The sequence below is a fragment of the Streptomyces sp. MGP-BFMKR1 genome (genome assembly GCF_057766585.1).
In genome coordinates this window covers 8,022,756-8,036,538 of sequence record NZ_CM173408.1, presented here as the reverse complement: position 1 = coordinate 8,036,538, position 13,783 = coordinate 8,022,756, and the positions used below count along the sequence as shown (strand labels likewise).

The following is a 13,783-nucleotide window of genomic DNA, read 5'->3' as shown; positions in this document are numbered from 1 at the left end:
ACGACGAACAGGAGCCGGTGGCCCGTGGCCGTGGACGCCCTCGACGCGAAGATCCTGCGGCTGCTCCTGGAGCAGCCGCGTACCAGCGTGCGGGAGTACGCCCGGCTGCTCGGCGTCGCCCGTGGCACCCTGCAGGCGCGGCTCGACCGGCTGGAGCGCGACGGGGTGATCACCGGCACCGGGCCGCGCCTGTCGGCCGCCGCCCTGGGCCATCCGGTGCTGGCCTTCGTGCACGTCGAGGTCACCCAGGGGCACCTGGACGACGTGGGGGACGCGCTCGCCGAGGTGCCGGAGATCATCGAGGCGTTCTCGATCACCGGCGGCGGCGACCTCATGACGCGGGTGGTGGCGCGGGACGCGGGGCACCTGGAGGACATCGTCCAGCGCCTGATCCAGCTTCCCGGCGTGGTCCGCACCCGCACCGAGATCGCGTTGCGCCAGCGGGTGCCGTACCGGATGTTGCCGCTGGTGGACGCGGTGGGCGCGGAGGCGGGCCGGCAGCGGTAGCCGGGGTGGTTCTCCCTCCTTCCGTGCGTACGCCGCGCCCGGCTCCTTGGCATGCTGTGCCCATGAGCACTTCCCCCACCACCGCGGTCATCTTCGATCTCGACGGCACACTCGTGGACAGCGAGCCGCACTACTTCGAAGCCGGGCGGCGCACCCTGGCCGCGTACGGGGTGACCGACTTCGACTGGGCCGAACACACCCGCTTCATCGGCATCGGCACTCGCGAGACGCTGACCATCCTGCGGTCCGAGCACGGGATCGAGGCGTCGGTCGACGAGTTGCTGGCCGCCAAGAACCGGCACTACCTGGAGTTGGTGGGCACCTCGATCGAGGCGTTCCCGGAGATGCGCGCGTTCGTGGAACGACTGTCCGCGCGGGGCCACCCGATCGCCGTGGCGTCCGGTTCGTCGCGCGCCGCGATCAAGGCCGTGCTCGGCGCCACCGGGCTCGACGCGCACTTCGCCACCTACGTCTCGGCCGAGGAGGTGCCGCACGGCAAGCCGGAGCCGGACGTCTTCGTGGAGGCGGCCCGGCGCCTGGGCGTGCCGCCGGCCGACTGCGTGGTGGTCGAGGACGCTCCGCCGGGCGCGGAGGCGGCGCGCCGGGCCGGGATGCGGTGCGTCGCGGTGCCGTACGTGCCGGCGACCGCGGACGACCCGCGGTTCGCCGCCGCCGGACTCCGTTTCCCGGGCGGTCAGGGTGAGTTCGACGCGGAGCGTGCGTACGCCTGGCTGACCGGGTCCGGCTGATTCTTCGACACCCCCACCTTTCTGGCGTAAATGACCTAATGAGAGCATTCGCTCGCACGATCAACACGCAAGACGAAGTGGAGTTCATATGGAACGACGTGGGGGACGCGCGGCCTACCGGTGGGGAGCTACGGTGGTCGCCTCTACAGCGGCGCTCGCCGTGCTGGTCCCGACGAGCAGCGCCCAGGCGGCGAGCGGGCCCTCGGGCATCACCGCCCGCGGTGCGTACCTGCTCGACAGTGGCGCCAACAAGCAGTTGTGGGCCAAGGACGCCGACACCAAGCGTCAGATGGCGAGCACCACCAAGATCATGACCGCGGTCGTGGTGCTCGACACGAAGAAGGTGAACCTGAACAAGCAGGTCACCATCAAGAAGGAGTACCGCGACTACGTCGCCAAGGAAGGCGCGAGCACCGCCGACCTGAAGACCGGCGACAAGGTGACGGTGCGCCAACTGCTGTACGGGCTGATGCTTCCCTCGGGTTGCGACGCCGCGTACGCGCTGGCCGACACCTTCGGTTCGGGTAGCACCATGGCCGCCCGGAAGAAGTCGTTCATCACCAAGATGAACGACCGGGCCAAGGCGCTGGGGCTCAAGAACACCAAGTACGACTCCTTCGATGGCATTTCCGCGAAGGGCTCCAACTACACCACGCCGCGCGACATGGCGAAGTTGGCCCGGCACGCCATCGGCAACAGCACCTTCAAGACGGTCGTGAAGGCGCAGAGCACCAAGCAGAAGGCCACCAACGGCCGCACGTACACCTGGTACAACACGAACAAGCTGCTCGGCTCGTACCAGGGCACCTTCGGCATCAAGACCGGCACCGGCACGGCCGCCGGTCCGTGCCTGGTCTTCGCCACGACGAAGGGCAAGCGCACCGTGGTCGGCGTCATCCTGAATGACGGCAACCGCTACGCGGACGCGAAGAAGATGCTCGACTGGTCCTTCAAGACCAAGACCAAGGTCGCCTGGCGCGCGCTGCCCAGCAGCGCACAGCAGGACTAGGGTCCGTCGACGCTCCGGCCGCCGCGCGCGAACCCGCCTGGAGGCGGATCGCCCGTGGCGGTCGGGGCCGGCCTCGGGGTCGACTCGGGTCGTTCGGTGCCCCGCTCGGAGCTGCTTCGGGCGGGGCATCGTGCTGAGCTACCCCTCTTTCGGCATGGTCCAGACCTCTTGACGAGAGGTCTGGACCAACTTACCGTGTGGCCCACCACACACCCATGCCCCATCTTCGGGTCCACCCCGGCTCAGGAGGTACGCGTGCCTTCCCCCACGCCTCCTCGCGTGTCATGTGCACATCCAATGCCGCACACCGGCACGGCCGCGGCCGGCGGTCCCCACCCACGCGCCCGAAGACACGCCACCGCGGACCGCGCGCCGATCCGGTGTCGCCGTTCGCGGCCAGAAGGGAGCACAGCATGATCGGTCGGACGTTACGCCTGCTGGGAGTCGGCCTCGCGCTGGCCTTCGCCGCCCAGGTACCCGCCGCCCAGGCGGCCGAGACGCCTGACACCCCACGCGCCGACACCTGCGAGGTCAAGTCCCGGCCCACCGGCAAGGTGCTCCAGGGTTACTGGGAGAACTGGGACGGCGCGGCCAACGGCGTCCACCCGCCCTTCGGGTGGGTCCCGATCAACGACAAGCGCATCCGCGACCACGGCTACAACGTGATCAACGCCGCGTTCCCGGTCATCCGCTCGGACGGCACCGTCCTGTGGGAGGACGGGATGGACGCGACGGTGAAGGTCTCGACGCCGGCCGAGATGTGCGACGCCAAGGCCAACGGCGCCACGCTGCTGATGTCCATCGGCGGCGCCGCGGCCGGCATCGACCTCAGCTCCAGCAAGGTCGCCGACCGGTTCGTCGAGACGGTGGTGCCGATCCTGAAGAAGTACAACTTCGACGGCATCGACATCGACATCGAGACGGGCCTGACCGGCAGCGGCAACATCAACCAGCTCTCCGCCTCGCAGTCCAACCTGATCCGCATCATCGACGGCGTCCTCGCCAAGATGCCGTCCAACTTCGGCCTGACGATGGCCCCCGAGACGGCGTACGTCACCGGCGGCAGCGTCACCTACGGCTCGATCTGGGGCGCCTATCTGCCGATCATCAAGAAGTACGCGGACAACGGCCGGCTGTGGTGGCTGAACATGCAGTACTACAACGGCAGCATGTACGGCTGCTCCGGTGACTCGTACCAGGCCGGCACGGTCCAGGGCTTCACCGCGCAGACCGACTGCCTCAACAAGGGCCTGGTCATCCAGGGCACCACCATCAAGGTCCCCTACGACAAGCAGGTTCCGGGGCTGCCCGCCCAACCCGGCGCCGGCGGCGGCTACATGTCGCCCAGCCTGGTGAGCCAGGCGTGGAACAAGTACAGCGGCGGCCTCAAGGGCCTGATGACCTGGTCCATCAACTGGGACGGCAGCCGTTCCTGGAGCTTCGGCAACAACGTCAAGTCCCTCCAGGGGCGCTGACCCAGCCAAGCACCCACACCGAGGGCGGCACCCCGCCGTCCCCCACACGAGCCGACCCGCGCCACACGGCCCCGGCGCGGGTCGGCTTCTGCCATGCCCGGCGCTCCGCCGCGACGGCACCTCGCCCTACCGGCCCCGGCGGGCCGGCCCCGCGGCTCCTGGTACGCGGCGACGAGGCCGTTCCGCAGGGGCTGTGGACCGGCTGGCCAGCGGCCCGGCGCGGTCCGTGAACGCGTACGGGCCAACCTCTTCGAGCGGCCCGTGGCAGCGGCGGCGACCGGCAGCGGGCCGCGTACCAGGACCGGGGGCGCCTGGCGGACGTCGTCGACCGGATGGCCGCCGCGACCCTCGCGGTCGCCGGGGCCGATGATGTGCGGGAGACCGCACCGGTACCGGACGCCTAGCGAGGAACGTATGCCCACCGCCGACGCCCCCTTCCGACTCCATCCGGGAGCGCCCGACTCCCCCGTGCTCCTGCACGTCCCGCACTCCTCGCGGACCCTGCCCGCGGCCGTCCGCTCCCAGATCGTGCTGGACGACCAGGAGTTGGCGGTCGAGTTGGACCACATCACCGACGCCCACACGGCGCGGCTCGCCGCCCGCGCGGCGAAGGCGGCACACCACACCCCCTGGCAGTTCGTCAACCAGCTCTCGCGCCTGGTCGTCGACCCCGAGCGGTTCCCCGACGAGCGCGAGGAGATGCTCAGTCGCGGCATGGGCGCGGTCTACACCCGCACCACGCACCGCGCCGACCTGCGCCCGGCCGACTTCGACGGGCGGCCCCTGATCGAGCGCTACTTCCACCCGTACGCGCGGGCCATGACCGACGCGGTGGCCGACCGGCTGGCCACGGTCGGACGTGCCGTGATCATCGACGTCCACTCGTACCCGACCAAGCCCCTGCCGTACGAGTTGCACGGCGCGGGCCCGCGCCCGCCGATCTGCCTCGGCACGGACCCCTTCCACACGCCGGCCCCGCTGCTGGCCGCGGCGCGGCAGGCGTTCGCGGGGTTCGGCGGCGTCGGCCTGGACAGCCCCTTCGCGGGGACGTACGTGCCGCTGCCGTACTACGGGAAGGACGCGTCGGTCAGCGCGCTCATGGTGGAGATCCGGCGTGACCTCTACATGGACGAGCCGGGCGGCCCCGCGGGCCCCGGCCTGGACGCGCTGGCCGAGGCACTGGCCGGCCTCGTCGCGCGGGTGCCCGCCTGACGGGCGGGTGTCGCGGGACGCCCGCCGGCCCGCCCCGGAGGCGTGGGGTGGGCCGGTGGGCGGCACGGGCAGGTCAGCGGCAGGTGCTCACGCGGCGTTCGGGCCGACGTCCGCCGGGGTGAGGGGGGCGCGTACGGGGGCCGCCGTCGCGTACTCGTCCGCGCCGACGTCACGCTTGTCGCCACGCGGGTGGCCGTCGATGTCCTCGGCCACGACCGGGCTCGCGAGCGTGGCGGCGCCGATCGCCGGGCTGTCCGCCGCGAGCCGGTGGACCCCGTCGGACGCCTTGCGCAGCCGGGGGTCGACGCGGGTGAAACCGCCGGCGGGAACGGTGCCGTTCGACGCCGCGCCCCACAGGATGTTGCCCTGCCAGGTAAAGCCGGTGGACTTCGGCACCGCGACGAGGCTGCCCGCGTCGCCCACCAGCAGGTTGTCGGCGACCACCACGTCGCGGGGCTCGTGCGGCCTGCCGTCGCTGGAGAGCGTGTTGCGGTTGTTCAGCAGGGTGTTGTGGGCGATCACCGCGCGGTCGCAGGCGTCGTAGCCGCGCCGCTCGTCCTCGCTCTCCCCCGCGTGGTGGTCGCGGGTGGTGCCGCTGCCGATCACCAGGGCGTCGTCCGACAGCCCACTGAGGTAGTTGTTGACGACCAGGTGGTCGTTGCCGTAGACGCGCACCCCGTCGGCCCCACCGATCAGGTAGTTGCCCTCGACCGTGGAGCGGTTGCCGTGGCGCAGCACGATGCCGCCCCGGCTGTCGCGGATCGTGTTGTACCGGATGGTGTTGTCCGACGACTTCACCGAGACGGCCTCGGGGTCCCCGTCGCACCGCTCGAAGAGGTTGTACTCCACCACCGCGTTCGCGCTGGCCAGCGCCCGGCTGCTGACGCCGAGCCGGATCGCCTCGCCGCCGTTGAGGCCGCTGAAGCTGTGGTCGGAGAAGTGGTTGCGGAAGACGTGCAGCCGCTGCGCCATGGTGGCCTCGTCCGGCCCGTCGACCACGATGAAGATGCCCGCGGTGGTCTTGTGGTGGAAGTGGTTCCGGTCGATCTTGGTGTCGTCACCCCGCACCACTACCCAGTAGAGCTTGGTCAGGTCGGCGAGTTGGAAGTCGTTGCGGGTCAGCCGGATACGGTGGCAACTCCCCGGGATCTCCAGGCTGGTGGACTGTCGGAAGGCGAAGCCGCTGACGGTGACGTTGCTCGACGCGTCGAAGACGAAGCCGCGCTCCCCCTTGAGCACCACGCCGCCGCGCGACTCCGCGGTGATGGTGATGGGCGCGCTGGTCGTGCCGTGCTTGCCGGACACCCTGATGCCGCCCGAGGGAACGGTGTACGTCCCGTTGGCCACGACGATGCGGGTGCCGGGCGCCGCGCGGTCGATCGCGCTCTGTAGTTCCTTCAGGGAGGTGACGGGCGCCGCCGACGCGCTGGCCGGCAGCACGGCGGTGAGGGCCGCCGCGCCCAACACGGTGCCGGCGAGAAAGGTGCGTCTGTGCATGGTGCCTCCTGGGGAACGGAACGGTGCTGGTCGACGGGGTGGCCGTGCCCGCCACCCGAGCGGCGGGGAGCGGGGCGCGACCGGGCCGGACGCGGGCGGGCGCTCAACCACCCGGCGCCCTGCCACGCCGCACGGCCGAGACCCGCCCGCCCCACAGCTTCAGGCCCGGCCCTGCCGTTCCGCTGGCGTGCCGCTAACGCCGGCGACATCTCGGGCACAGGAGCCCGCTCGCGGGCGCGCGCCGTTCCACCCCCGCCTCGTACGGCGTCGTCCCCGACGGCGTACGCGGAGCGACCGCCCCGGGTCAGGTCCAACCGGCCGACGGGTTCGTTCCTCGGGCGGGCCGCTGAGCTGCTGGGTCACCTGGGGGTGCCCGAGTCACCGAAAAGTGCGTTCTCCCATGTCAGGGGCCACTCTCCTACAGTCATGCAGTAACCACGAGAGAGCGAGGGCACCGTGGATCGGCGGGCGTGCGTCCGCGGGGCCCGCACGACGAGGAGACGCGCACCATGGCCATCACCCTGACCAACCCCAGCGGACTGCCGACGGTCGACGCGTACCGGCAGGTGTCCATCGCCACCGGGACGAAGCTGATCTCCGTCGCGGGCCAGGTCGCCTGGGACGCCGAGGGCACCACGGTCGGCGTGGGTGACCTCGCCGCCCAGGTCGAGCAGTGCTACCTCAACGTCAACACCGCTTTGGCCTCGGTCGGCGCCACCTTCGCCGACGTCACCCGGCTCACCGTCTACGTCGTCGACTGGACGCCCGACAAGATGCCCCTGTTCCTGGAGGGCGCCATGCGCGCGGGCGCACGCCTGGGAGCCACCCCCGTGCCGCCGGGCACCCTGCTGGGCGTCGCGGCGTTGGACGTGCCTGAGCATCTGGTGGAGATCGAGGCCACCGCCGTCATCGACTGACCGGCGCGGCAGCCACCCAACCCACCCGCCCCCACCACTCCCCCGCGTTCCGGCGCCCGATCAGTACGGGTGCTTGTCCTGCTTGTACTTCCACGCCGAGTAGGAGGTGGCGCCGAGTTCGGGGAAGATCTGTCTGATCGGGATGAGGCGCTGGTCGAGTGGCTTCTTGAAGTCCTCGTACTGGTAGGCGTCGCTGAAGCCGATCTCCGCGGTGGCCTTGAGGTCACAGGCGAAGTAGACGGCGTCCAGCCGTGCCCAGTAGATGGCGCTCATGCACATCGGGCAGGGTGCGCCGCTGGTGTAGATCGTGCACCCCTTGAGCATGCGGGCCCGCTTGGGGAGCGGGTCGGGCGAGCCCTCCTCGCGCGGGATGAGCTTGAGGGTGCTGGCGTCCTGGCGGTTCTTGGCGACCGAGGGTGCCGACGGGTTGAGGATCCGGACGGCCTTGCGGATGGCCTCGACCTCGCCGTGCGCGGTGGGGTCCGCGGTCAGCAGGACGCGGTTCTGGCCCCTGGCGATGATCTTCCCGTCCCGGACGATGACCGCCCCGAACGGGCCGCCCCAGTTGTTCTCCACCGACTCCGTCGCCAACCGCACGGCCTCGGCCATAAATACCAGGTGCTTTGACATGCCCTGTCTCCGTCCCGACGCGCTCGGCCCGTCGCACAGATGCCCGGTCAGCCCCTTTAACGACCATATGCGACGGGGCCGGGACGGCAACTTCGCCGGCCCGCCCCGACTTCGGCGCGACACTCCCGCCGCTCGCGGGCGGGACACCGCCGGGCGCCGGGTCGTGCCCCGACCAGGCCGCCCCCACCGGGTGTCCGAAACCCACCCCCGCGCGCCGGCTCGCGGGAGCACGCGGTCGGCGCTCGCTCGGCGCCCGTAGCACCCCCGCGCGTCGGCACGCCCTCGGCCGAGGGGTGGCCCATGCCAGGGGCAGGGGCCAGAGTTCACGGTGCTCGTCCAAGCTGTCGAAACTCGGGAGGACATGGTGTCCGCACGACCGTACGTGACCGTGATCGCCGCCCTCGGACTGCTCGGTGCCGCGGCCGGCGCCACGCAGGCCACAACGAGCCACCAGCACAGCGCGACCAGCACGGCGAAGTCGACCCACCAGGCACGCGGCGTCGACGACGGGAGCTTCGAGTACCCCACGGCACCCGCGAACAGCTTCACCACCGTGGCGACGGGCGGGTCGATAGGCCCGTGGACCGTCACCCGTGGCAACGTGGACCACATCGGACGCGGATTCTGGCAGGCGGCGGAGCGGAACCAGTCCGTCGACCTCAACGGCGGGACGCCGGGCACGATCGCCCAGACGTTCCCGACGACCCCAGGCACGACGTACTCGATCACCTACGCCCTCGCCGGCAACTCCGGCGGCGGCGCGGCGGTCAAGACGGGGCGCGTCCTCATCGACGGGCAGACGATCCAGGACTTCACCTTCGACATCACGGGCAAGACCTTCACCAACATGGGTTACGTGGGACGCCAGGTCACCTTCGTCGCCCGCTCCGCCTCCACCACCCTCTCCTTCGCCAGCACCACAGCCAACAGCGCGCACGGCCCGGTGATCGACGACGTGGTGGTCCGGGCCGCCTGTTGTTCCTGCTCCTGCGACCGGGGATCGACCGGCAAACACTGACCAGGCTCGCGCGGCCCCGCCCCACCGGGGCCGCCCGACCCCACTGACCAGCGCGACCCAGCGGGGCCCCGGCGTCATCGAACGCCGGGGCCCCGCGCGTTCCCCCGGCCAGGGCTCCCCCGACCGGGCCACGGCGCACCGCGTCCCCACACGCCCGAGCGCCGCACCGGGCCCGGCGTGCTCGACCCCTTCGGCGCCGGCAGCGCGCGTACGTACGCCGGACGCCGCGCCCCCGACCGCCCGCCCGCGCCCGCGCACCCGAGCGAGCGCCCCCGCGACAACAGCCGTCCCCGCGACGACAGCCGTCCCCACGGTGCCAGCCGCCCCCGCGAACGTCAGCCGTCCTCGCCCGCCGCGTCGGGCAGCAGCGGGAAGAGTCGGGCGATGAGGGCGACCGGCTCGGCGCCGGCGGGACGCGCGGCGGGGCACTGCTCCCGGTCCTGGTAGGGGGCGAGCGTCCGGCGCACCGCCTCGGCGACCGCGCCCATCTCCTCGGGCGTCAGGTAGACCACCGCGCTGAACGCCTCGTCCCGCTGCCACGCCAGCGGGGCCCGGTCGCGCCGGGTCAGCCAGCGCTGGTAGCTCTCGTCCTCCAACCCACGGGCGAGTTGGCCGAACCCCGCCGCGGGGGGCGGATCGGCCGGCGCCGCCTCCTCCTGCCGCAGGCGCCACGGCCGGGCCCGGCCGCCCACGTGCGGGGCCTCCTCGATGTGCCCGTAGCGCGCGAGTTGGCGCAGGTGGAACGAGCACAGTCCGGAGCTGTAGCCGAGCCGCTCGGCCGCCACGGTGGCCGTGACGGTGCCCACCTCGGCGAGCAGTTCCAGCAGGGCCCGGCGCACCTGGTGTTCGGGCAGGTGGCCGGTGGCGGGGGCGGAGCCGCCAGCCCCCGTGGGCGCCGGCACGTTGACACCTTCTTCAGTCACTTTGCAAAGTCTGCTACTTTGCAAAGCACTTGGCAAGCAGCCATCGGCTTCGCCACTCGCCCCAGGCGTTCTCACGCTGAGGAAGGATGATGTCCGCGGTGTCCGTACGTGACGACCAGCCCGGCCCTGTCGACCGTCGGGTCCGGGTGCAGGGCCAGCCCGTCGACTCCTATCCGGCGCTGCCCCCCGAGGCGGAGCGCGGGACGGTCCGGCGGATCACGGTGCTGGGCGAGGACGTGCTGCACCGCCCGTGCCGGGAGGTGACCGAGTTCGGCACGCCCGAACTGTCGGCCCTGATAGACGACATGTTCCTGACCATGCACGCCGCCGACGGCGCCGGCCTGGCCGCCAACCAGGTCGACGTGGACCTGCGGATCTTCGTCTACGACTGTCCCGACGACCACGGTGTCCGCCACGTCGGGCACATCGTCAACCCGGTGCTTGACGAACTCCCGCCAGCCGAACGGCGGTTGGTCGACGAGGGTGAGGGGTGCCTGTCCGTGCCGGGGGCGACCATGAACGTTCCCCGCCTCGACCGGGCCGTGGTCCGCGGCGTCGACCGGGACGGCAAGCCGCTGGTCATCGAGGGGACGGGGTACTTCGCCCGGTGCCTCCAGCACGAGAGCGACCATCTCGACGGGCGGCTGTACGTGCAGCGCCTCGCCAAGCGGGACCGGAAGGAAGCGCTGCGGCAGATGGCCGACCGCCGCGAGCGGGTCTTCGCCCAGCGCGCCGCCAAGGCGGCCAGGCTGGGCCGCGCGCCGGGCGGGGCACCCACCGCGCAGGCCACGCCGGAACGCTGAGCCCGACCCGGCGGCCCACCTCCCCCGCCGTCCCGCTACCGGGCTCGCCCGCTCATCGCCGCTCCCCGGCCGGCGGGTCGGATGGCGGGTCGGGTGGCACGATCGCGTCCAACTTCCCCCGCAGGTGGGCGCGTTCGGGTTCGGTGCCGGCCAGGGCGAGGGCCTGCCGGTAGGCCGCCGCGGCTTCCGGCAGCCGGCCGAGCCGGTGCAACAGGTCCCCGCGGGCGGCCTGGTACGGGTGGTACGCCTGGAGCTGCCGTTCGCCGGCCAGGCCGTCGAGCAGCGCCAGCCCCGCCAGTGGTCCGTCGCGCATCGCCACCGCCACCGCTCGGCCCAGCGCCACCACGGGGGACGGCGTGAGCGCGAGCAGCACGTCGTAGAGCGCCACCATCTGCGGCCAGTCGGTGCTGGCGAGGTCGGCCGCCTCGTCGTGCAGGGCGGCGATGGCCGCCTGCACGCCGTACGGCCCGGGCGGCCCGCCCCGCAGCGCGCGCACCACCAGGTCCCGGCCCTCTTCGATCATCGGCCGGTCCCAGCGCGCGCGGTCCTGCTCGTCGAGGAGGACGAGCGCGCCGTCCGGGTCGGTCCTGGCCGCGCGCCGGGCGTGGACCAGCAACAGCAGCGCGAGCAGGCCGGCCACCTCGCGCTCGGCCGGCAGCAGCCGGCGCAGGATCCGCGCCAACCGGATGGCCTCGCTCGCCAGGTCGAGCCGCTGCAACGCGGGGCCCGAGCTGGCCGCGTACCCCTCGGTGAAGACCGAGTAGACGACCTGGAGCACACCGGGCAGGCGCTCGGGCAGTTCGTCGGGGCCGGGCACCCGGAACGGGATGCGCGCCTCGCGGATCTTCTTCTTCGCCCGCACGATCCGCTGGGCCATCGTCGCGGGCGGGACCAGGAAGGCCCGCGCGACCTCCGGTGTCGTCAGGCCGGCCAGGCAGCGCAGGGTGATCGCGACGCGGTCCTCGGCGGCCAGGGCGGGGTGGGCGCAGGTGAAGAACATCTGCAACCGCTCGTCGGGCAGCTCCCCGTCGGCGTCGGCGGGCGGGGCGGGGTCGGCCCGCTCCACCTCCAGGTGCAGGAGGGCGAGCCGGGCGGCGTACGCCTGGTCGCGGCGCAGGCGGTCGACGGCCTTGCGCCGCGCGGTGGTCAGCAGCCAGGCCCCGGGCCGGGCGGGAACGCCCGCGGTCGGCCAGTGCAGCAGTGCCGCTTCGACGGCCTCGGAGGTGACCTCCTCGGCCAGGTCGAGGTCGCCGAAGCGGCGGACGAGGGAGGCGAGCAGCCGTCCGCGCTCTTCGCGGAAGACCGCTTCCACGGACGCCCGCGCGGGAGTCTGCTGGGCCGCGGCGATCGGTGTGCCGGGCTCGGCACGCTGCTCGTCTCCCACGGTCAGGCGCCGAAGTCGGCGATCGGGCGGACCACGATCGAGCCGCTGCCGCGCGCGCCGGGACAGCGGGCGGCCCAGTCGAGCGCGACGTCCAGGTCGGGTACGTCGATCACGTAGAAGCCGCCGAGCACCTCGCGCGTCTCCGCGAACGGCCCGTCGGTGATCGTGCGCTTGCCGTCCGGTTCGACCCGTACCGCCGTGGCGGTGACCAGGTCCGCCAGCGACTCCCCGGAGACGAAGATCCCCGCGTCCTTGACCTCCTTGTCGTAGCTCATCCAGTCCTCGACGGTGCACTCGGCGGCCGTGCCGTCCTCGCCGATCGTGCCCGCGTTGATCAGCAGCATGTACTTCATGGTCCGACTCCTGTCATCCCGTGGTCCGTGCGTGCGGCGAGTCGCCGTACACCATGACGACGAACGGACAGCGGCCCGATCGACACCCGCCCCGAAAGTCTTTTCCACACGCGCTCGCGACCTGCCGGCGGGCGGCCCGCACCGAGCACCGCCCCCGCCCACCAGGCGACGATACGGTCTCCGCCGCGCCGCCGCCGGTGACCGGGAGGCCGCCCGCCCGGGGGCGGTGACCGGGAGACGGGATCGCGGGCGCGCCGGCCGGCGCCGTGCCGTACGCACGACCGCTGTCCCCTGAAACCGGCTCGCACGGCGGGGGCGGTGAACTCAGCGGAACGCGGCGACGTTCTCCGCGACCCACTGCTGGAAGGGGCGGCCCGGCACGCCGGTGAGTCGTGGCACCGTGTCCCGGACGCGGAGCAGCTCGTCGTTGACGTCGCCGCCCGTGACGTCGAGCACCGCGTCCGCGGCCTCGGGGCCGAAGGCCGCGACCATCCACGCGTGGGCCTCGCCTCGGCTGACCTCGGCGAACGGCACCTGTCTGCCCAGGGCCGCCGCGATGGTCGCCACCTGTTGCCGGGCGGAGACGGGCGCCGGGCCCGTCAGCTCGTACGTGGCGCCGTGGTGGCCCGGCTCGGTCAGGGCGAGCCGGGCCACCGACGCGATGTCCGCCGGGTGGATGGTGGGCAGCGCGGTGTCCGCGTACGCCACGCGCACGGTCCCGAACCCGCGGATGGTGTCGGCCCACAGCAGGGCGTTCGAGGCGAACTGCGTCGGCCGCAGGATCGTCCAGGCCATGCCGCTGTCCTGGACGAGCCGCTCGACCGCCAGGTGTTCGGCGGCCGGGCCCAGGTGGGGGTGGGTCCGCACGGTGAGGGAGGAGACCGACACCACGTGCTCCACACCCGCCAGCCGCGCGGCCCGCAGGATGTCGGCGTCCGGGCCCAGGTGCGGAACGAGGAACAGCGAGCGCACCCCCTCCAGCGCGGGCCGCAACGACGCCGGACGCGCGAGGTCCGCCTCGACGACGGCGACGCCGTCGGGCAGGGTGGCCCGGGCGGCGTTCCGGGTGAGCCCCCGCAACGGCCCGAGGCCGCTCGCGTGCAACTCCTCCAACAGACTGCTGCCGATGTTTCCGGTGGCTCCGGCTACGAGGATCATGAGCGCGTGTCTCCCGTTGTCAGGTGATCGACTGCCGGGAACGCTAGAAGTTGCATCGCGCTTCAAGTCAAGGCGGCGTTCTCCCTCGTCACGCGGTCGAACGCGGCCCCGGCCGGGCCGCGAGGCCGGTGCGGGCCGGCCGCGACCG

The 13,783-nt window shown here is 72.5% G+C and carries 14 protein-coding genes; 8 read left to right on the top strand and 6 right to left on the bottom strand.

Annotated features, from left to right (window positions below):
- Nucleotides 1–24: 24 nt before the first annotated feature.
- The 5 genes from AC3CHW_RS32100 to AC3CHW_RS32080 all read left to right on the top strand — a co-directional run bounded on the left by AC3CHW_RS32100 (nt 25) and on the right by AC3CHW_RS32080 (nt 4,952).
- The gene (locus AC3CHW_RS32100) at nt 25–507 is read left to right on the top strand and encodes an Lrp/AsnC family transcriptional regulator (RefSeq protein WP_398611586.1); all 483 of its coding nucleotides are present in this window, start codon (nt 25–27) and stop codon (nt 505–507) included.
- 62 nt (nt 508–569) lie between these two features.
- Nucleotides 570–1,256, top strand: a complete 687-nt coding sequence (locus AC3CHW_RS32095; protein WP_488468810.1) for an HAD family hydrolase — start codon at nt 570–572, stop codon at nt 1,254–1,256.
- An 88-nt stretch (nt 1,257–1,344) separates the two neighbouring features.
- Nucleotides 1,345–2,265, top strand: a complete 921-nt coding sequence (locus tag AC3CHW_RS32090; protein ID WP_381161742.1) for a D-alanyl-D-alanine carboxypeptidase family protein — start codon at nt 1,345–1,347, stop codon at nt 2,263–2,265.
- 416 nt (nt 2,266–2,681) lie between these two features.
- Complete coding sequence (locus tag AC3CHW_RS32085) at nt 2,682–3,740, top strand: chitinase (protein WP_187062096.1); 1,059 nt, start codon at nt 2,682–2,684, stop codon at nt 3,738–3,740.
- 414 nt (nt 3,741–4,154) lie between these two features.
- Nucleotides 4,155–4,952 carry an N-formylglutamate amidohydrolase gene (locus AC3CHW_RS32080; RefSeq protein WP_488468809.1) on the top strand — a complete coding sequence of 266 codons (798 nt, stop codon included), beginning with the start codon at nt 4,155–4,157 and terminating at the stop codon, nt 4,950–4,952.
- Between the two features lie 87 nt (nt 4,953–5,039).
- Here the strand turns inward: AC3CHW_RS32080 and AC3CHW_RS32075 are convergent, their stop codons facing one another.
- On the bottom strand, nt 5,040–6,449 hold the full coding sequence (locus AC3CHW_RS32075; RefSeq protein ID WP_488468808.1) for a polysaccharide lyase 6 family protein: 1,410 nt from the start codon (nt 6,447–6,449) through the stop codon (nt 5,040–5,042).
- A 509-nt stretch (nt 6,450–6,958) separates the two neighbouring features.
- On the opposite strand from AC3CHW_RS32075, the gene AC3CHW_RS32070 reads away from it, so the two are divergent.
- Nucleotides 6,959–7,366 (top strand): RidA family protein, encoded by a 408-nt coding sequence (locus AC3CHW_RS32070; RefSeq protein ID WP_488468807.1) that lies wholly within the window; start codon nt 6,959–6,961, stop codon nt 7,364–7,366.
- 60 nt (nt 7,367–7,426) lie between these two features.
- Here AC3CHW_RS32070 and AC3CHW_RS32065 read toward each other — a convergent pair whose 3' ends face one another.
- Entirely contained in the window at nt 7,427–7,975 is a 549-nt protein-coding gene (locus tag AC3CHW_RS32065) for a nucleoside deaminase (protein ID WP_488468806.1), read from the bottom strand.
- Nucleotides 7,976–8,357: 382 nt separating this feature from the next.
- Here AC3CHW_RS32065 and AC3CHW_RS32060 point away from each other — a divergent pair, with 382 nt between their 5' ends.
- Nucleotides 8,358–9,014, top strand: a complete 657-nt coding sequence (locus tag AC3CHW_RS32060) for a choice-of-anchor C family protein (RefSeq protein WP_398611592.1) — start codon at nt 8,358–8,360, stop codon at nt 9,012–9,014.
- A 335-nt stretch (nt 9,015–9,349) separates the two neighbouring features.
- Here AC3CHW_RS32060 and AC3CHW_RS32055 read toward each other — a convergent pair whose 3' ends face one another.
- The gene (locus AC3CHW_RS32055; RefSeq protein ID WP_488468805.1) at nt 9,350–9,937 is read right to left on the bottom strand and encodes a helix-turn-helix domain-containing protein; all 588 of its coding nucleotides are present in this window, start codon (nt 9,935–9,937) and stop codon (nt 9,350–9,352) included.
- A gap of 98 nt (nt 9,938–10,035) precedes the next feature.
- On the opposite strand from AC3CHW_RS32055, the gene def reads away from it, so the two are divergent.
- On the top strand, nt 10,036–10,740 hold the full coding sequence (def, locus tag AC3CHW_RS32050) for a peptide deformylase (RefSeq protein ID WP_488468804.1): 705 nt from the start codon (nt 10,036–10,038) through the stop codon (nt 10,738–10,740).
- 52 nt (nt 10,741–10,792) lie between these two features.
- Here def and AC3CHW_RS32045 read toward each other — a convergent pair whose 3' ends face one another.
- The 3 genes from AC3CHW_RS32045 to AC3CHW_RS32035 all read right to left on the bottom strand — a co-directional run bounded on the left by AC3CHW_RS32045 (nt 10,793) and on the right by AC3CHW_RS32035 (nt 13,635).
- The gene (locus AC3CHW_RS32045) at nt 10,793–12,088 is read right to left on the bottom strand and encodes an RNA polymerase sigma factor (RefSeq protein WP_488471242.1); all 1,296 of its coding nucleotides are present in this window, start codon (nt 12,086–12,088) and stop codon (nt 10,793–10,795) included.
- A gap of 38 nt (nt 12,089–12,126) precedes the next feature.
- The gene (locus AC3CHW_RS32040) at nt 12,127–12,477 is read right to left on the bottom strand and encodes a YciI family protein (protein ID WP_176160285.1); all 351 of its coding nucleotides are present in this window, start codon (nt 12,475–12,477) and stop codon (nt 12,127–12,129) included.
- A gap of 324 nt (nt 12,478–12,801) precedes the next feature.
- On the bottom strand, nt 12,802–13,635 hold the full coding sequence (locus tag AC3CHW_RS32035) for an SDR family oxidoreductase (RefSeq protein ID WP_488468803.1): 834 nt from the start codon (nt 13,633–13,635) through the stop codon (nt 12,802–12,804).
- Nucleotides 13,636–13,783: the final 148 nt, after the last annotated feature.

Excerpts from the sequence above, each read along its gene's own strand:
- AC3CHW_RS32095 (WP_488468810.1), top strand. The coding sequence starts at position 570 with ATGAGCACTTCCCCCACCACCGCGGTCATCTTCGATCTCGACGGCACA.
- AC3CHW_RS32090 (WP_381161742.1), top strand. The coding sequence starts at position 1,345 with ATGGAACGACGTGGGGGACGCGCGGCCTACCGGTGGGGAGCTACGGTG.
- AC3CHW_RS32080 (WP_488468809.1), top strand. The coding sequence starts at position 4,155 with ATGCCCACCGCCGACGCCCCCTTCCGACTCCATCCGGGAGCGCCCGAC.
- AC3CHW_RS32075 (WP_488468808.1), bottom strand. The coding sequence starts at position 6,449 with ATGCACAGACGCACCTTTCTCGCCGGCACCGTGTTGGGCGCGGCGGCC.
- AC3CHW_RS32070 (WP_488468807.1), top strand. The coding sequence starts at position 6,959 with ATGGCCATCACCCTGACCAACCCCAGCGGACTGCCGACGGTCGACGCG.
- AC3CHW_RS32065 (WP_488468806.1), bottom strand. The coding sequence starts at position 7,975 with ATGGCCGAGGCCGTGCGGTTGGCGACGGAGTCGGTGGAGAACAACTGG.
- AC3CHW_RS32060 (WP_398611592.1), top strand. The coding sequence starts at position 8,358 with ATGGTGTCCGCACGACCGTACGTGACCGTGATCGCCGCCCTCGGACTG.
- AC3CHW_RS32040 (WP_176160285.1), bottom strand. The coding sequence starts at position 12,477 with ATGAAGTACATGCTGCTGATCAACGCGGGCACGATCGGCGAGGACGGC.
- AC3CHW_RS32035 (WP_488468803.1), bottom strand. The coding sequence starts at position 13,635 with ATGATCCTCGTAGCCGGAGCCACCGGAAACATCGGCAGCAGTCTGTTG.